The sequence below is a fragment of the Streptomyces sp. NPDC031111 genome (assembly GCF_055570675.1).
Genome location: NZ_JBVIGS010000020.1, coordinates 86,418 through 103,141, shown reverse-complemented (window position 1 = coordinate 103,141; position 16,724 = coordinate 86,418). Strand labels below are relative to the sequence as shown.

Here is a 16,724-nt window from a genome sequence, read left to right as displayed (position 1 = left end):
CCGTCCCGTACGCGGCCAGCAGCCTGGCGTACTCCGCCCGCGTCACCGGGATCACCGTGCCGTGCCGCGGGCTCGCGGGCAGCTGGTAGCCGGTCGACGGGGTCCACTGTCCCGAGTCGAGGTCCGTGGTCTCGAAGGGGAGGTAGCCCCGGCCGCCGTACTCGTCGATGAACAGGTACCACTTCTCCTCGGTGTTCGACTTGAACACCGTCGGCCCCTCGCCCCGCTCCATCGCGCCGCTGCCGATGCAGTCCGCGACGAAGTCGTACGAGGTGTCGGTCAGGGACGTGGACTTCTCGCCGGTGATGAACTTCGAGCAGGGCGAGCCGGAGGACGGGTCGCGCTCGTCCTTGGTGTAGCGGTAGTACGTGTCCTGGTGCCGGACGACCGTGGAGTCGATGACGGAGTAGCCCGGGTCGTTCCAGGCCCTCGGCTCGCTGAAGGAGCGGAAGTCCCTCGTGGTCGCGTACAGCATCCGGTTGTACGTCGAACCGGTGTGGTCCGGGTCGTCGTCGGCGTACAGCTTGGACGCCCAGAAGACGACGTACGCGTCGAGTTCGTCGTCCCAGTAGGCCTCCGGGGCCCAGGTGTTGCCCGCGTTGTCCGGGGCGACCCGCACCAGGCGCTGGTCGGTCCAGTGGATCAGGTCGGTGGACTCCCACACCATGATCGACTTGCTGCCGTGCCGCTGCACCTCGTCCCAGCTGCCGCTGCTGCCCTGGTACATCCGCAGATCGGTGGCGATCATGTAGAACCGGTCGCCCTCGGGGGAGCGGATCACGAACGGGTCGCGCAGCCCCTTCTCACCGATCGTCGACGTCAGCACCGGCTCGCCGGCGTTGAGTTCGCGCCAGCGCAGGGCGTCGTTGCCGCGGCTGAGGGCGTAGCGGATCTGCTCGCCGTCGGCGGTGCCCTCGCCGGTGAAGTAGGCGAAGAGATAACCGGCGTACGGGGGCTGCTTCTTCACGGGTGGTGCTCCGGACCGTGCGGTGCCCGGCGGGGTGGCGAGCAGGGCGAGGAGGAGGGCGAGGAACGGGACGAGAAGCGTGCGACGGGCGGTGTGGCGGCGCATGACACTTCCTGTCGGAGTCTGAGGGATTCTGTTGGATGCGCTGTTCTCGGAGTGTCACCAGTGGAGTTCGGGGCGTCAACCGATGCGGACGGGACGGGGAGCGCCGAAAGTTTTCGGGTGTTTTCGCCGTTCGGGGGCTCGGACAACGAGGAACGCCCCGCCGCGTGCGAAGCGGCGGGGCGTCCGTGCGGCGGTGCGGATGGGGGTCCGGACCGCCGGGGGGCCGGCCGCCCGAGGGGGGCTCGGGCGCTACCGGTCACCGGGCCGCCGGACGTCGGGACGGCGGCCCGGGGTCATGGGCCCGGCGGGATCACTTGTAGGTGATGTCCGACGCCGAGAACTTGCAGTACGTGCCGTCCGGGCCGGTGCCGAGTTCCTTCGGCTCCTTGCCGGTGTTGTTGCCCTGGTAGCGGATGCAGGTCTTGATCTTCTTGCCGCTGTCGCCGTGGATGCGGACGTTGCGCAGCGCGGCCGTGTCGCCGTAGCTCTGGTTGATGCCCACGATCGACTTGCCGGGGGCCGTGATGTCGACGTCGTTGATGATGATGGTCCGCTTGTACTGCGTGGAGCAGTTGCCGCAGGACCGCACCAGCTTGCCGAAGTTCTCGACCTGGAACTTGGTGACGACGAGCTTCCCGGCGCCGTTGAACTGGAGCACCTTGTCGTCGGCACCCTTGGCGCCGCCGCCGTACACCGTGTAGACGGAGTTCGCCGACTTGCCCTTGAAGCTGGCCGCGTCCTCGCCGACGTCCAGCCACCAGACGTTCTGGAGCGTGCAACTGCCCTTGCAGTGCACGCCGTCGGCGGCCGGGGTGCCGATGATGACGTTCTTCAGCGTGGCGCCGTCGGCCAGCTCGAAGATCGGGTCCTGGCCCTCGTCCTGGCTGTCGCCGCCCAGGGCGCCGGTGCCGTAGAACTTCTTCATGCCGCCGTCGTACGTTCCGGAGACCGGGACGGTCTTCGAGACCGGCTTGCTCCCGGTGTCGGAGGGCCAGGACGAGGCGGCGCCCGCGGTGGACAGCATCGACGTGGTGACGATCGCCGCCGCCGTGAGGCCGAGCGCGGAGGCACCGGCGATCACGGCCCGCCGCCTGGTGGTCCGGCGGCGGTGGGAGACCGGCTGTTCGGGACGTGCAGTCATGCGCGATTTCCTTGCGTGGGGAGGGTCTTTGCGTCTTCTGGTCGCCGCCGCCGCGCGAGGGGTTGCCGCGGTCCGCGATCTTTTTTCACGCGTCCCCGTCGTCCGCCGCGTCCTCGTCGTCCCGCGCCGCGAAGTCGCCGCCGACCCGCGCCTCTTCGGAGCCGGTGCGGGCCGTCGCCGTGTAGGTGTCGTCCCCGGCGTCCCGGCCGCCCCGTTCGTGGTCGTACTGCCCCGCGAAGACCCACTCGCCGGGCTCCACCGCACGGCCCTCCCTGAGCGTCCAGGTGTAGACGAGGAAGCCGTCCCGCTCGTCGACCGTGAGGGCGAAGTCGTCCTCCGGCAGGGAGCGCCAGGCGCCCGTGGAGGTCACCCCGCCGGTCTGCGCGATCCGCAGTTCCACCGTGAGCTCGGTCAGCCGGGCCTTCGTCTTGAGGGTGACGTTGCTCTGCGCCCAGAACTCGTTGCTGTGCGGGTCCACCGAACCGTCCGACCACAGCGGCCCGTCCTCGACCCCGGCCGGCGGCCGTTCCGACCGGCCGGACGAACTCGGCGTCCCCTCGGGCGGGGTGACCGTGTTCCGGGGCCGCTCCGGGGCGTCCGGCGCGGGGTTCACCGGCGGCTCGGGCGCCCGGCTCGTGGCCTCCGGGGACGGTGTGGGGGTCGGCGAGACGGCCACCTGCCGCTGCGGCGGAGCCTCCTCCTTCACCGCGGACGCGACCGCGAACCCGCCCACCGCCAGCACGCCGGCGACCGCGGCCGTCGCACCCGCCACCCGGACCCAGCCGAACACCGGCGGACGCGCGGCCCGGTGCTCCGGGCGGGCCGGTCCGGCCATGCCGCGCTCCACCCGGGCCAGCATCCGCTCCCGGTCGGGCTCGTGCGCCCCGGCCGCCTCGTGCAGCCGGGCGCGCAGCTCCTCGTGCACGTCCCGCCGCATGGTCACCGGTCCCTTCCCGTCGCCCCGTCGGGGCGTTTCCGTACGCTCCCGGCCGCTTCCCCGCCGGCGGTGGCCGCCACCGCGGCGTGCACCCGGCGGGGTACCTCCCGCGTGCCCAGCAGCCGCTGAAGTTCGGCCATCCCCTTCGAGGTCTGGCTCTTCACCGTACCGACCGATATGCCGAGGGCCAGCGCGGTGTCCTTCTCCGACAGGTCGAAGGCGTGCCGCAGCACCACGCACGCCCGCTTGCGGAACGGCAGCCGGCGCAGCGCCTCCTGCACATCCACCACGCCCGGTACGTCGGGGTTCTCGGCCCGTTCCTCGCGCGGCGAACAGAACAGCGCGATCCGCCGCCGCTCGCGCACCGCGCTGCGGATCCGGGTACGGGCCAGATTGGCCACCACGCCCCGGGCGTACGCCGCCGGATGGTCGGCGGCGCGCACCCGGTCCCAGCGGTGCCACAGCGCCAGCAGCGCGTCCGCCGCCAGATCGTCGGCGGTGTCCGCCTCACCCGTCAGCAGATGGGCCAGCCGGGACAGTTCGGCGTAGTGGCGTTCGAAGAACGCGTGGAACTCCACGGAGGCGGCGTCGTCGACGACGGTGCCCACGGGCGACCTCCCCTCGCAAACGGCGTCGGGCGCCCCTGGCGGCGCACCCGGTGTGTGTCATGTAGATGACATGTGAAAGTCCGGAGTCGACCGGCGTGAGTTCCGGAGCGTAGCAGTGATCATTCACGGGATCGTGCGGAGGGTCGAACGGTGTCTGGCCGGTCGGCATTCGAATCCGTAACACGAAGCACACCTGAACGAGGTTCAGCGCGGGCACAATCCAGCCAGCATCCGCAGATCGATCTCCAGGCACCGAGGAGTAGTTGTCATGTCCGAGGCACAGAAGACGGCCGATCGCCAGGGGGCCGAACCCTCCCCGGTGAACAGCCTCGACCGGTTCTTCCGGATATCCGAGCGGGGGTCCACCGTCGGCCGGGAGATACGCGGCGGCTTCGCCACGTTCTTCACCATGGCCTACATCCTTGTCCTGAATCCCATCATCCTGGGCAGCGCCGAGGACAAGTTCGGCGAGCGGCTCGACCCCGTCCAACTCACCACCGCCACCGCCCTGGTGGCCGCCGTGATGACCGTCATCATGGGCGTCGGCGGCAATCTGCCGCTCGCGCTCGCCGCCGGACTCGGCCTGAACGCCGTCGTCGCCTTCCAGATCGCCCCGCTGATGAGCTGGGACGACGCGATGGGCCTCATCGTCCTGGAGGGCCTGCTCCTCTGCGTGTTGGTGGTGACCGGGCTGCGCGAGGCCGTCATGCACGCCATCCCGCAGCCGCTCAAGCAGGCGATCAGCGTGGGCATCGGCCTGTTCATCGCGTTCATCGGCTTCGTCGACGCCGGGTTCGTCAGCCGCATCCCCGACGCCGCCAACACCACCGTGCCGGTCCAGCTGGGCGGCACCGGCACTCTCACCGGCTGGCCGATGCTGGTGTTCTGCCTGGGCGTGCTGCTCACCGTCGCCCTGCTCGCCCGCAAGGTGCGTGGTGCCATCCTCATCAGCATCGTCACCATGACCCTGGTGGCGATCGCCGTCAACGCGGTCGCCGACGTCCGTACCTGGGGATTGACCACACCCGAGTGGCCGGACAAGGTGGTCGACGCCCCCGACTTCGGCCTCCTCGGCGAGTTCAGCCTGTTCGGCGCGTTCGGGCAGGTGAGCGCCGTCACCGTGGTCCTGCTGGTGTTCACCCTGCTGCTGTCCGACTTCTTCGACACCATGGGCACCGTCGTCGGCGTCAGCGCCGAGGCCGGGCTGCTGGACGAGCGGGGCAAGGTGCCGAACCTCGGCAGGGTGCTGCTCATCGACAGCGCCGCTGCCGTCGCCGGGGGCGCCTCCTCCGCCTCGTCGGCGACCTCGTACATCGAGTCGGCGGCGGGGGTCGGCGAGGGCGCCCGCACCGGCTTCGCCAACCTGGTCACCGGCGCACTCTTCGGCCTGGCCCTGTTCCTGACGCCGCTGCTGACCATCGTCCCGCTCCAGGCGGCGGCGCCCGCGCTGGTGGCCGTCGGCTTCCTGATGATGACCCAGGTCAAGCACATCGAGTGGGACCGCTACGAGATCGCCATCCCGGCGTTCCTGACCATCGCCGTGATGCCGTTCACCTACTCCATCACCAACGGCATCGGCGCCGGCTTCGTCGCCTACGTCGTCATCAAGACGGTGCTCGGCCGGGCCAAGGAGGTCCACTGGCTGCTGTGGGGCGCCTCGGCGCTGTTCCTGGTGTACTTCGCGATCGACCCCATCGAGCAGGTCCTCGGCGTCAAGTAGCCCCGCACACAAGGCGAAGGGCCGCCCCCGGGGGGAAGGGGGCGGCCCGCCCGTGAAGACGCCTCAAGGACCGGGAAGGTTCAGTCCCGCAGCGCCGCTTCCATCGCCGCCTTGGCGATCGGGGCCGCCAGACCGTTGCCGCTGACCTCCGAGCGGGCCGCGTCGGACTGCTCCACCACGACCGCCACGGCGACCTCCTCGCCGGAGGAGTCCGACTGGGCGTACGAGGTGAACCAGGCGTACGGCGTCTCGCTGTTGTTCTCGCCGTGCTGCGCGGTGCCCGTCTTGCCCCCCACCGTGGCGCCGGGGATCCGCGCGTTGGACCCGGTGCCGTCGTCGACGACGGTCCGCATCGCCGACCGGAGCTGCTCGGCGGTCGAGGCGCTGACGACGCGCTTCGTCCCGCTGTCGTCGTCGTAGTCCTTCAGCACGTCGCCGCCGCTGTCCGTGACCCGGCTGACCATGTGCGGCGACACCAGCTCCCCGTCGTTCGCGATCGCCGCCGACACCATCGCCATCTGGAGCGGCGTGGCGGTCACGTCGAACTGGCCGATACCGGTGAGCGCGGTCTGCGACGGCTCCATGTCCGAGGGGTAGACGCTCGGGTAGGCGCGGACCGGCACGTCCTGCGTCTCGTCGTTGAAGCCGAACTTCTCGGCCATCGCCCGCACCTTGTCCTGGCCCAGGTCGACGGCCATCTTCGCGAAGACGTTGTTGCAGGAGTACTGGAGCCCGACCCGGATCGAGGCGTTCTCACAGGGCGCGGCCGGGTTCTCGTTGGTGAGGTCGGTGACCGTGCCCGGCAGGGTGTACGGGTCAGGGCTGTCGGTCCTCTCGTCCACCGACGCGTACAGCCCGTCCTCCAGCGCGGCGGCCGCCACGACCAGCTTGAACGTCGAGCCCGGCGGCAGCGGCTGGCGCAGCGCCCGGTTGGTGAGGGGCTTCTCCGGGTCCCCGGTGAGCTTCTTCCACGCCTCGCCCGCGGTGTTGGCGTCGGTCAGCTTCGTCGGGTCGTACGACGGGGTCGACACCGCCGCGAGGATCCGCCCGGTCCTCGGGTCGATCGCGACCGCCGCGCCCTTCTTGTCGCCGAGCGCCTCGTACGCCGCCTTCTGCACCGCGGGGTCGACGGTCGTCACCACGTTGCCCGGTTCGGCGCGCTGGTTCGTGACGGTGTCCATCACCGTCTTCAGGCGGTTGTCCGTGCCGTTGAGCAGGTCCTCGTAGATGCCCTCCAACTGCGTCGGCGCGTACGCCTGCGAGGCGTAGCCCGTCACCGCCGCGTACAGCGGGCCGTCCTTGTACGTGCGCTTGTACGCGAGGTCGCCCCCCTTCGTCCGCGCCGAGCCGGTGACCGACTCGCCGGCCACGATGATGTTCCCGAGCGGCTCCGCGTACGTCTCGATCGCGTTGCGCCGGTTGTCACTGTCGTCCGCGAGTGCCCGGCCCTCGTAGAACTGCACCCAGGTCGCCCTGACCAGCAGGGCGAACACCAGGAGCAGGGTGAAGACCGAGGCACGCCTGATCGTCTTGTTCATTGCGTTCGGACAGACGAACGGGACGGGCCGGATCGTTCCCTTCCGCCCGGTTTCTCATCGGGTGTTCATAAAGCCGCCCCCGCGTCGGGCGCGGCTCATGTGCCGCGCAGGAAGCCCGCCTCGTACGCCGCGATCACGGCCTGGGTGCGGTCCCGGGCGCCCGTCTTGGCCAGCACCGACGCCACATGCGTCTTCACCGTCGCGGCGCCGACCTCCATCCGCCGGGCGATCTCCGCGTTGGTCAGCCCGCCCGCCATGTGCCGCAGCACCTCGCTCTCCCGCGCCGTCAGCCGCGCCACCCACGCGGGAGGCGCGGGGTGGGCGCGCGCGTGCTCGGCGGCGAGCGCCCGGACGGCCGCCGGGAACAGCAGGGTGTCGCTGCGGGCCACCAGCCGCACCGCCCCGACGAGCGCGTCGGCGTCCGCCCGCTTGAGGAGGAAACCGGCGGCTCCGACGCGCAGGGCGTCGTACACGTAGGAGTCGTTCTCGAAGGTCGTGACGACGACGATCCGGGGCGGATCGTCGTCGGCGGCGAGGATCCGCTCGGTGGCGCGAATGCCGTCGATCTCCGGCATTCGCACATCCATCAGTACGACATCGGGCCGCAGCCGGCCCACCACGGTCACCGCCTCCGTCCCCGTGGCCGCCTCCCCGACCACCTCCAGATCCGGCTCGGCGGACAGGATGGCCCGCAGCGCGGTGCGCACCATGCGCTCGTCGTCGGCGAGCACGACACGGATCGGGGCGGGGCCGGTCATGGGGGATTCCTCGGTTCCTCGGGGTGGTGACGTGGTCGGGTTCATGGCGTTGTCCGGATCGGGAGGCGTACGCGCAGGCGCCAGGTGTCCCGCGTCGGGCCCGCCTGCGTGGTGCCGCCGAGGAGGCGGGCGCGGGACTCGATGCCGGGCAGCCCGTGGCCGCCGCCGGGGCGGGGGGCGGGGACGGCGGTGAGGGGGTTCTCCACGGTGATCTCCAGATGCCCGTCCCGCGCCTCGACCCGGAGGCTGACGGCCGCCCCCTCACCGGCGTGCTTCAGGGCGTTGCTCAGCCCTTCCTGCACGATGCGGTAGGCCTCGCGGGACAGCACGGGCGGCAGGGACTGCGGCGGGGTCGCGACGACCGCCGTCACCGTCAGCCCGCCCGCCCGGGTGCGGCGCAGCAGACCGTCCAGGTCGGCGGCGAGCGTGGGCGCCGGGGACGTACCGGGCGCGTCGCCGTCCCGCAGCACCCCGAGCACCGCGTCGAGTTCGCCGACCGTGCGCCGCGTGGTGTCCTCGATCGCGGCGAGCGCCTCGCGGACGAACTCCGGGTCGCTGTCGAGGACCCGGCGGGCCGCGCTCGCCTGGAGGGTCACCGCGCTCAGCGCGTGGCCCACGGAGTCGTGCAGCTCGCGCGCCAGCCGGTTGCGTACGGCGAGGTCCGCGGCGCGTGCCTCGGCGGCCGCGAGCCGGTCCTCGGGGGTGGGGCCGAGCAGCACCGGCGCCCAGCGGGCCAGCAGCGCGCCCGCCCCCGCCGCACAGGCCGCCAGCGCGAGCAGCGACGCCACGCCCGCGACCGGCGCGAGCGCCCACGCCCAGGTGTGGCCGAACACCTCCGGCAGGCCCAGTCGCGAGTCCCACAGCCCGGCCGCGAGCGGCAGCACGATCAGCACGGCCGCGAACGGCGGCAGCGCCAGCGATATCCCCGCGACGATCCCGCCGAGCCCCAGGTGCAGCGTGAACCACAGCGCCGTACGGCCCTTGGCGGCCCGGCCCCGGGCGGGCCCGTCGGCGAGCCGGTCCGCGTCCACCCCGCACAGCCAGCGCACGGCGGCGCTCTCCAGCGGCCGGGTCAGCGGGAACAGGGAGGTGACGGCGGCCAGCGGCAGCCCGACGCCGAACGCGGCGAGCTGGAGGGCGATCGAGGTGAAGACGGCGGTGCCGCCGGCCAACGGCCCGACGACGACCGAGCCGACGAAGACGTACGGCATGGCGAGAGCCCCGCCGAGGATCAGATGGATCCACCGCAGCCGCGCCCGCCGCCCGAACAGCGGCCGCGCGAACTCCCTCACGACACCGGGCGGTTCACGGGCCTCGCGGAGGCGGACCGGGCCGTGAGGAAGCGGGTGCCGACGGTGGCGACGAGAAGACCGACGATCATCTGGCCAGCGTAGGTCAGCAGCATCGGGCCCGTCGGGCGGTCGGCGGGATCGCCCCCGGAGAGCAGGGCCGCCAGCGCCATCCAGCCGCCCCAGCAGGCCACGGCGGCGGAACAGACCCCGGCGAGGGCGAGCGGCACCCGCACCGGGAGAGCCGGGAACCGCCGGAAGGCCAGCAGCATCCCGCCGGTGACCGCGGCCGGCAGGAAGACCGCGTACAGGGACTCCAGGACGTGGAAGTCGCTGCCCCGGTCCGCGACGACACCCGCGCTCAGCCCGGTCGTGCCCCCGCAGGCCCACACGATCCGCATCGTCAGCGGGTACAGCGCGAACACGGCGGCCGCCACCGCGGTGACCCGCTGCGCCGTCCCCGCCGGCGCGGCCGGCAGGTCCCGCATCCGGCCCCGCCACAGATGGCCCCAGCGGTCCCGGGCGTACAGCGCGAACAGGGCGCCCAGCGCCAGGCCCTGGACGATGAAACCGGTGTAGACGACGGCGAACACCCACTCCCGCAGGAAGGGTTCGTCCGTGCCGCCGGAGGTGCCCGCGGGGCTCCCGCCGAGGGCGCGGACCAGCAGCTGGAGCGGAAACCCGGCCATGATCGGCGCCAGCAGCCCCGTCGCCACCCACATCGGTGCCGCGAGCAGCCACGCCGGGACCGAGCGGCCCCACGGCCGGGTCAGCACCAGCACGAGAGCGATCACCGCGCCGTCCATCAGGATCGTCAGGACGTTGGCGACGGCCGTGGCGGTGGGGTGGTCGAGGAGCGGGCTGCCCTCCGGCACGCCGAGGTGACTGCCCGCCACCCAGGCCGTCTTGAGGGCGAGGTACGGCAGGCAGGCCACGACGGCGACGGCGCGCAGCAGCCTGTGGGAGCGGGGGAGCGCGGGGCCGTCGGCGGACCGCGGACCCACGGGGGAAGCGAGTGACTGGGACATGCCCTCAGCCTGTCGCCCGGCCGTCCCCGCGCACCTCCCGCACGAAGACGATCCGCCTCCGCCGCGCGGGGGAGTGCCGGGTCATCCGCCCAGCGTGAGCACCAGTTCGTCGATCTCCGCCCCGCGCGCGGGGGCGTACCCCGTGGTCCGCGCGGAGACCTCGAAGCCGCAGCGCTCCAGCACCCGCCGCGACCCTGCGTTGTCCGCGGCCACCCGCGCGTACAGCGGGCGTTCGGTCACCTCGGCCAGCAGCCCGCGCAGCGCGGCCGTGGCGATGCCCCGGCCCCAATGGGCGCGGTCGACCCAGTACGTCACCTCGCGCTCGCCGGGCTCCCCGTAGACCGACACGTGCCCCACCACGTCACCGTCGGCCAGCACCGTGCGCAGCACGACCTCCGGGGAGGTGCGGATGCGCGCCCAGTGGGCGTCGAAGCGGTCCTGGTCGGACGGGTCCTCGGGGGTGAAGGCGGCCATGCGCAGCGCCTCCGGGTCGTTCAACTGCCGGAAGAAGACCGGCAGATCGCTGTCGTGCACCGGGCGCAGGTCGATGTCCACGGGTCAGAGCCTCCGGGTGGCCAGGGTCAGCCGGTCGCGTGCGTCGAACAGGGCGTCCTTCACCATCTGCTCGTGCGCGGGCGTCAGCCGGGCCACCGGCACCGAGCAGCTGATCGCGTCCCGCGCGGGAGTGCGGTACGGGATCGCCACACCGAAGCAGCGCAGCCCCAGCGTGTTCTCCTCGCGGTCCACGGCGAAGCCCTGCTCGCGCACCAGGTGCAGCTCCTCGATGAGCTTCTCCCGGTCGGTGATGGTGTTCTCGGTCAGCGCGGGCAGCGTCTCCGGGAGCATCTTGCGCACCTGCTCGTCCGAGTACGTGCTCAGCAGCGCCTTGCCCAGCGACGTCGAGTGCGCGGGCAGCCGGCGGCCGACCCGGGTGAACGGGCGCAGATAGTGCTGCGACTGGCGGGTGGCCAGATAGACCACGTTGGTGCCGTCCAGCCGGGCGAGGTGGATGGTCTCCGTGGTGTCGTCCGAGAGCCGGTCCAGCGTCGGCCGGGCCGCCGCGACCACCTCGTCGCCGTCGATGTACGACGTGCCCACCAGCAGCGCCCGGACGCCGATGCCGTACCGGGTGCCCGTCGCGTCCGTCTCCACCCAGCCGAGTTCCACGAGCGTGCGCAGCAGCATGTACAGGCTCGACTTGGGATAGCCGACGGCCTCCTGGACCGCCGCCAGGGAATGCATACCGGGGCGCCCGGCGAAGTATTCGAGCAGTTCAACGGTCCGCACCGCGGACTTGACCTGCGCCCCGCCGCCTGTCTCGCCAGCCGACATCGCCCTTGACCCCTTCGTTCGCCGGGAAATAGTCTCCCAAGCACATTCACCCATAGAGACAGTGTTCAGTATATCGAACACCCTCGAGGGATGACGTACATACTGCGGCATTGCATGCGGCAATCAAGTGGAGGGACCCGCGGTGGCAGCAGCACCAGTCTGGAGTGTCGACCCCCGAACCGGGAAGCAGCGTGAACAGGTTGCGGTGGAGGCCACAGCCCAGGAGGTGGACGCCGCCGTCCGCGCCGCACAGGAGACGCGGGGCGCGCTGACGGACCGCACCGTCCGCGCCGCCTTCCTGCGCACCGCCGCCGACGAGCTCGAGGCGGCCAGGGACCAGCTCGTCGAGGCCGCCGACGCCGAGACCGCGCTCGGCCCGGTCCGGCTCACCGGCGAACTCGCCCGCACCTGCTACCAGCTGCGGGCCTTCGCGGGCATCGTCGAGGAGGGCGCCTTCCTCGACGTCGTCATCAACCACCCCGACGACACCGCGACCCCGCCCATCCCGGACCTGCGCCGCTACAAGATCCCGCTGGGCGTCGTCGCCGTCTACTCCGCCTCCAACTTCCCCTTCGCCTTCTCCGTGGCCGGCGGCGACACCGCGAGCGCGCTCGCGGCCGGCTGCCCGGTCGTCGTCAAGGCCCACCCCGACCACCCCGGGCTCTCCGAGCTGGTCGCCAAGGTGCTGCGCCGGGCCGCTGCCCGCCACGACATCCCCGAGGGCGTGCTCGGCCTGGTACACGGCTTCGAGGCCGGCATCGAGCTGATCAAGCACCCGCTGGTCTCGGCGGCCGGTTTCACCGGGTCTATCCGCGGGGGCCGCGCCCTCTTCGACGCGGCCGCCGCCCGGCCCGTCCCCATCCCCTTCCACGGCGAGCTGGGCTCCCTGAACCCGGTCGTCGTCACCGAGGCCGCCGCCGCCGAGCGCGGCGAGGCGATCGGCGCCGGGCTGGCCGGTTCGATGACGCTGGGCGTCGGCCAGTTCTGTGTGAAGCCGGGTCTGGTGCTCGCCCCGGCCGGTCCCGCCGGTGACGCGCTGCTGAAGTCCCTGACCGACGCCGTCAGCGACACCGACGCGGGTGTCCTGCTCGACCACCGCATGCGCGACAACTTCGTCGCCGGAGTCGCCGAGCGTGCCCAGCTGCCCGACGTGGAGTCCCCGGTGACCCCGGGCGCGGGCGGCGAGCACACGGTCAGCGCGGGGTTCCTCACGGTTCCGGCGAGCCGGCTGGCCGAGGAGGGGGAGCACGACCTGCTGCTCGAGGAGTGCTTCGGGCCGGTCACTGTCGTGGCCCGCTATGAGGACGAGGCCGAGGTTCAGGGTGTGCTGTCGCGGCTGCCGGGGAACCTGACCGCGACGGTTCAGCTGTCCGCCGGGGAGGCGGCCGGGGAGGGCCGCGGGGCGGAGCTGGTGCGGGAGCTGACGCCGTTGGCGGGGCGTGTGCTGGTGAATGGCTGGCCGACGGGGGTGGCGGTCGCGCCCGCGCAGCATCACGGGGGGCCGTATCCGGCGACCACCTCGACGTCCACGTCGGTGGGGGGTACGGCCATCGAGCGGTGGCTGCGGCCGGTTGTCTATCAGGGGACGCCTGAGGCGCTGCTTCCTCCGGAGCTCCGGGACGACAATCCGTTGGGGCTGCCGCGCCGGTTCAACGGGGTTCTTGAGCGTTAGCGCTCCGAGTTGCGCCGTGGGGCGCGGGGTTGTGTGTCGGCTGCGGCGGCGTGGTCCTTCGCGCAGTTCCCCGCGCCCCTTTGTATCCGCATCGGAGATAATCAGCTGATGGACATAGAGCTTCCTGAACTGCCCTTTCCCCTGCGTACGTACGGCCCCGACGGGCACTGGTCCTATGAGGACGGGGTTCTCACCGGGTGGGCCGGGGCCCGGCAGGATCGGTTCGTGCCGCCGACCGGGGAGGGGCTGGAGCCCGCTGCCGACGCGCCCCGGCTGCTCGGGGCGCCCGAGGGGGACTTCCAGCTGATCGCCCGGGTCACCGTCGGGTTCGCCGGGTCCTTCGACGCCGGGGTGCTGTACGCGCATGTCGGTGAGCGGGCGTGGGCCAAGCTCTGTCTGGAGTACTCACCCGATGTGCCGACCGTCTGCACGGTGGTCACCCGGGGGCACTCCGACGACGCCAACTCCTTCACCGTCGACGGCAGTTCGGTCTGGCTGCGGGTGAGTCGCACCGGTCGTGCCTTCGCCTTCCACGCGTCCCGGGACGGTGAGCGCTGGACCTTCGTCCGGCTCTTCACCCTCGGCGACGAGAAGGAGACCGGAGCCGCGCTGGTCGGCTTCATGACCCAGTCGCCGATGGGGGAGGGCTGTGTGGTGACGTACGACCACATCGAGTACCGGCCCCACTGGCCGAGTGATCTGCGCGACGGCAGTTGAGGGAATGACGGCGGCTGCTTGAAGGTTCATCCAGTTACGGAGGGAGTCTCCGCAGCCGCACGACCCTGGAGAGAGCCGACTCATGCGCGTCGAGATCTGGAGCGACATCGCCTGCCCCTGGTGCTATGTCGGAAAGGCCCGCTTCGAGAAGGCGCTGGCCGCCTTCCCGCACCGTGAGCAGGTCGAGGTCGTGCACCGCTCCTTCGAGCTGGACCCGGGCCGCGCCAAGGACGACATCCAGCCGGTGATCTCGATGCTCACCAGGAAGTACGGCATGAGCGAGGCGCAGGCCGAGGCCGGTGAGGACAACCTGGGCACCCAGGCCGCCGCCGAGGGCCTGCCCTACCGCACCCGGGGCCGCGACCACGGCAGCACCTTCGACATGCACCGCCTGCTGCACTTCGCCCGTGAGCAGGGCCGCCAGGTGGAGCTGCTCGACCTGCTGTACAAGGCGAACTTCGCCGAGGAGCGGTCCGTCTTCAACGACGACGAACGGCTCGTCGAGCTCGCCGGTGCCGCCGGTCTCGACGCCGACGCCGTGCGCCAGGTTCTCGCCGACCCGGCGGCGTACGCGGACGAGGTCCGCGCCGACGAGCGCGAGGCGGCGGAGCTCGGCGCGAACGGTGTGCCGTTCTTCGTGCTCGACCGCAAGTACGGTGTCTCCGGTGCCCAGCCCGCCGAGGTGTTCACCCAGGCGCTGACCCGGGCCTGGGGCGAGCGCCCGCCGCTGCGGCTGATCGAGGGTGACGCGGAGGCCTGTGGCCCGGACGGATGCGCGGTGCCGCAGCAGTAGACGCGCAGGTCAGGGCGTATGCATAAGCCCTCCTTTGCGATATCGCGCAGAATCCGGCAATGGACGGGGAGAACCCGGGGCCGCACAGTGGTCCCATGGAGACCTTCGAGAACCTCGTCCGTGCCGAGTTCGCCCCGAAGAACACCTATCTGAACACCGCGAGCAACGCTCTCCTGCCCGCCCGTACCGTGGCCGCGCTCCAGAACGCCGTGCGGCTCCGGGCGGAGGGCCGTTCGCTCGATCCGCTGTTCGCCGACGTCGAGGCCTGCCGTGCCGCGTACGCCCGGCTGGCCGGTGTCCCGGCCGAGCGGGTGGCGGCCGGGGCCACGGTCGCGCTGCACACCTCGCTGGTCGCGGCCTCCCTGCCGCCCGGCGCCGAAGTCCTCACCGCGGAGGCCGACTTCACCTCCGTGATGAACCCCTTCCACACCCGCGGCGACCTCAAGGTGCGGGCCGTGCCGCTGGAGCGGCTCGCCGACTCCGTCCGGCCCGGCACCGCGCTGGTCGCGGTCAGCGCCGCGCAGTCCGCCGACGGCCGGATCGCTGACCTGGCCGCGCTGCGCGAGGCGGCCCGGGAGCACGGGGCGCGCACCTACGTCGACTTCTCCCAGGCGGCCGGCTGGCTGCCGGTGACGGCCGACGCGTACGACTACAGCGTCTCCATCACCTTCAAGTGGCTGCTCGGCCCGCACGGCGCGGCCTTCCTCGTCGTGCCCGAGGACTTCGGCGACCTGACGCCGGTGCAGGCGGGGTGGGTGGCGGGGGAGAACCCGTGGGACAGCTGCTACGGCCCCGTCACCGAACTCGCCCACTCCGCCCGGCGCTTCGACTCCAGCCCCGCCCTGCTGGACTACGCGGGACTGCGTGCCTCCCTCGAACTGGTCGAGGAGATCGGAGTGGACGCCATCCGCGCCCACGACCTGGCCCTCGCCGACCGCTTCCGCGCGGGGCTCGCCGCACTGGGCCACACGCCCGTGCCCTCGCCGGGTTCGCCCATCGTGTCCGTTCCCGGCCTCGGCCGGCTCCAGCCCGAGCTGGCCGAGGCGGGCATCCAGGTGTCCTCCCGCGCGGGCAACCTGCGCGCGTCCTTCCACCTGTACAACACGGCCGCCGACGTGGACCGGCTGCTGGACGCCCTGCCCGGCTGACCGGGCGCACGGCAGCGGGCCGGTGCCTCCTTGTCCCACACGAGGAGGCCCGGCCCGCGGTCTGTGCTACGCGCCTACCGCACCGGAGTGAAGTCCCGGGCGCCAATGAACTCGGGCCGCCGGATCGGGGCCGCGAACGGCTCGACCGCCGTGTTCTCCACGCTGTTGAACACGATGAACACGTTGCTGCGCGGGAACGGCGTGATGTTGTCCCCGGAGCCGTGCATGCAGTTGCAGTCGAACCAGGTCGCCGAGCCGGCCTTGCCGGTGAACAGCTTGATGCCGTACTCCGAGGCCATCTTCGTCAGCGCCTCGTCGGACGGCGTCCCCGCGTCCTGCATCTGGAGGGACTTCTTGTAGTTGTCCTTCGGCGTGGCCCCCGCGCACCCGAGGAACGTCTTGTGCGACCCCGGCATGATCATGAGACCGCCGTTGGTGTCGTAGTTCTCGGTGAGCGCGATCGAGACCGAGATCGTGCGCATGTTCGGCAGGCCGTCCTCGGCGTGCCAGGTCTCGAAGTCCGAGTGCCAGTAGAAGCCACTGGCCCCGAAGCCCGGCTTGACGTTGATCCGCGACTGGTGGACGTAGACGTCCGAGCCGAGGATCTGGCGGGCGCGCCCGACCACCCGCTCGTCGCGCACCAGATTCGCGAAGACCTCGCTGATCTTGTGCACCTCGAAGACGGACCGGATCTCCTTGGACTGCGGCTCGACGATCGAGCGCTCGTCCGCGCGGATGGCCGGGTCGGTGGTGAGCCGCTCCAGCTCGCGCTGGTACACGCCGACCTCGTCCGGCCCGATCAGCTGGTCGATGGCGAGGAACCCGTCGCGCTCCAGGGACTGGAGGTCACCCTGGGAAACGGGACCGGGCGTGTCCGGGGAGCCCCAGACGACCGGGTCCTGCCGGGGGGTTGCCACCTCGGTGGCGCCGCGGGTGGGATAGAGATCAGTGACGTTCGTGGTCGTGGTCAC

15 protein-coding genes and 1 pseudogene are annotated in these 16,724 nt (G+C 71.8%); 5 read left to right on the top strand and 11 right to left on the bottom strand.

From position 1 onward, the window contains the following. Positions 1-7: 7 nt before the first annotated feature. The 4 genes and pseudogenes from ACZ470_RS32765 to ACZ470_RS32750 form a co-directional block, all read right to left on the bottom strand. Positions 8-1,072: pseudogene (locus ACZ470_RS32765) on the bottom strand (glycoside hydrolase family 43 protein); the annotation flags it as partial. A 310-nt stretch (positions 1,073-1,382) separates the two neighbouring features. Continuing rightward, the gene (locus ACZ470_RS32760; RefSeq protein WP_468433140.1) at positions 1,383-2,213 is read right to left on the bottom strand and encodes a pectate lyase; all 831 of its coding nucleotides are present in this window, start codon (positions 2,211-2,213) and stop codon (positions 1,383-1,385) included. An 85-nt stretch (positions 2,214-2,298) separates the two neighbouring features. Then, a complete protein-coding gene (locus tag ACZ470_RS32755; RefSeq protein ID WP_468433138.1) occupies positions 2,299-3,156 on the bottom strand; it encodes a hypothetical protein in 858 nt (285 codons plus the stop codon). Next, positions 3,153-3,758, bottom strand: a complete 606-nt coding sequence (locus ACZ470_RS32750; RefSeq protein ID WP_468433136.1) for a SigE family RNA polymerase sigma factor — start codon at positions 3,756-3,758, stop codon at positions 3,153-3,155. Before ACZ470_RS32750 ends, ACZ470_RS32755 begins: the two co-directional genes overlap by 4 nt. A 268-nt stretch (positions 3,759-4,026) precedes the next feature. Between ACZ470_RS32750 and ACZ470_RS32745 the strand changes: the two genes are divergently transcribed. Next, positions 4,027-5,478: an NCS2 family permease gene (locus ACZ470_RS32745; RefSeq protein WP_468433135.1), complete on the top strand. Its 1,452-nt coding sequence runs from the start codon at positions 4,027-4,029 to the stop codon at positions 5,476-5,478. Between the two features lie 80 nt (positions 5,479-5,558). Here the strand turns inward: ACZ470_RS32745 and ACZ470_RS32740 are convergent, their stop codons facing one another. From ACZ470_RS32740 to ACZ470_RS32715, 6 genes are all read right to left on the bottom strand, one after another. Next, entirely contained in the window at positions 5,559-7,016 is a 1,458-nt protein-coding gene (locus ACZ470_RS32740) for a peptidoglycan D,D-transpeptidase FtsI family protein (RefSeq protein ID WP_468433133.1), read from the bottom strand. A gap of 95 nt (positions 7,017-7,111) precedes the next feature. Beyond that, positions 7,112-7,774 carry a response regulator gene (locus ACZ470_RS32735; protein WP_468433131.1) on the bottom strand — a complete coding sequence of 221 codons (663 nt, stop codon included), beginning with the start codon at positions 7,772-7,774 and terminating at the stop codon, positions 7,112-7,114. A gap of 41 nt (positions 7,775-7,815) precedes the next feature. Beyond that, the gene (locus tag ACZ470_RS32730; protein WP_468433129.1) at positions 7,816-9,066 is read right to left on the bottom strand and encodes a sensor histidine kinase; all 1,251 of its coding nucleotides are present in this window, start codon (positions 9,064-9,066) and stop codon (positions 7,816-7,818) included. Next, positions 9,063-10,091: a hypothetical protein gene (locus tag ACZ470_RS32725; protein ID WP_468433127.1), complete on the bottom strand. Its 1,029-nt coding sequence runs from the start codon at positions 10,089-10,091 to the stop codon at positions 9,063-9,065. Before ACZ470_RS32725 ends, ACZ470_RS32730 begins: the two co-directional genes overlap by 4 nt. Positions 10,092-10,172: 81 nt before the next feature. After that, the gene (locus tag ACZ470_RS32720; protein ID WP_468433125.1) at positions 10,173-10,646 is read right to left on the bottom strand and encodes a GNAT family N-acetyltransferase; all 474 of its coding nucleotides are present in this window, start codon (positions 10,644-10,646) and stop codon (positions 10,173-10,175) included. Between the two features lie 3 nt (positions 10,647-10,649). Beyond that, positions 10,650-11,423, bottom strand: coding sequence for an IclR family transcriptional regulator (locus ACZ470_RS32715; protein WP_190161842.1), 774 nt, complete (start codon positions 11,421-11,423; stop codon positions 10,650-10,652). Positions 11,424-11,565: 142 nt separating this feature from the next. Between ACZ470_RS32715 and ACZ470_RS32710 the strand changes: the two genes are divergently transcribed. From ACZ470_RS32710 to ACZ470_RS32695, 4 genes are all read left to right on the top strand, one after another. Beyond that, on the top strand, positions 11,566-13,095 hold the full coding sequence (locus ACZ470_RS32710; RefSeq protein WP_468433123.1) for an aldehyde dehydrogenase (NADP(+)): 1,530 nt from the start codon (positions 11,566-11,568) through the stop codon (positions 13,093-13,095). A gap of 108 nt (positions 13,096-13,203) precedes the next feature. Then, on the top strand, positions 13,204-13,812 hold the full coding sequence (locus tag ACZ470_RS32705) for a DUF1349 domain-containing protein (protein ID WP_468433121.1): 609 nt from the start codon (positions 13,204-13,206) through the stop codon (positions 13,810-13,812). Positions 13,813-13,894: 82 nt separating this feature from the next. After that, on the top strand, positions 13,895-14,605 hold the full coding sequence (locus ACZ470_RS32700) for a DsbA family oxidoreductase (protein ID WP_468433120.1): 711 nt from the start codon (positions 13,895-13,897) through the stop codon (positions 14,603-14,605). Positions 14,606-14,700: 95 nt separating this feature from the next. Then, the gene (locus tag ACZ470_RS32695; protein WP_468433118.1) at positions 14,701-15,753 is read left to right on the top strand and encodes an aminotransferase class V-fold PLP-dependent enzyme; all 1,053 of its coding nucleotides are present in this window, start codon (positions 14,701-14,703) and stop codon (positions 15,751-15,753) included. Positions 15,754-15,827: 74 nt separating this feature from the next. On the opposite strand, the gene thpD is transcribed toward ACZ470_RS32695, so the two are convergent. After that, the gene (gene thpD / locus ACZ470_RS32690) at positions 15,828-16,724 is read right to left on the bottom strand and encodes an ectoine hydroxylase (RefSeq protein WP_468433116.1); all 897 of its coding nucleotides are present in this window, start codon (positions 16,722-16,724) and stop codon (positions 15,828-15,830) included.

Coding starts and splice junctions, on each gene's coding strand:
- ACZ470_RS32760 (WP_468433140.1), bottom strand. CDS start 2,213: ATGACTGCACGTCCCGAACAGCCGGTCTCCCACCGCCGCCGGACCACC.
- ACZ470_RS32745 (WP_468433135.1), top strand. CDS start 4,027: ATGTCCGAGGCACAGAAGACGGCCGATCGCCAGGGGGCCGAACCCTCC.
- ACZ470_RS32740 (WP_468433133.1), bottom strand. CDS start 7,016: ATGAACAAGACGATCAGGCGTGCCTCGGTCTTCACCCTGCTCCTGGTG.
- ACZ470_RS32735 (WP_468433131.1), bottom strand. CDS start 7,774: ATGACCGGCCCCGCCCCGATCCGTGTCGTGCTCGCCGACGACGAGCGC.
- ACZ470_RS32725 (WP_468433127.1), bottom strand. CDS start 10,091: ATGTCCCAGTCACTCGCTTCCCCCGTGGGTCCGCGGTCCGCCGACGGC.
- ACZ470_RS32715 (WP_190161842.1), bottom strand. CDS start 11,423: ATGTCGGCTGGCGAGACAGGCGGCGGGGCGCAGGTCAAGTCCGCGGTG.
- ACZ470_RS32705 (WP_468433121.1), top strand. CDS start 13,204: ATGGACATAGAGCTTCCTGAACTGCCCTTTCCCCTGCGTACGTACGGC.
- ACZ470_RS32700 (WP_468433120.1), top strand. CDS start 13,895: ATGCGCGTCGAGATCTGGAGCGACATCGCCTGCCCCTGGTGCTATGTC.
- ACZ470_RS32695 (WP_468433118.1), top strand. CDS start 14,701: ATGGAGACCTTCGAGAACCTCGTCCGTGCCGAGTTCGCCCCGAAGAAC.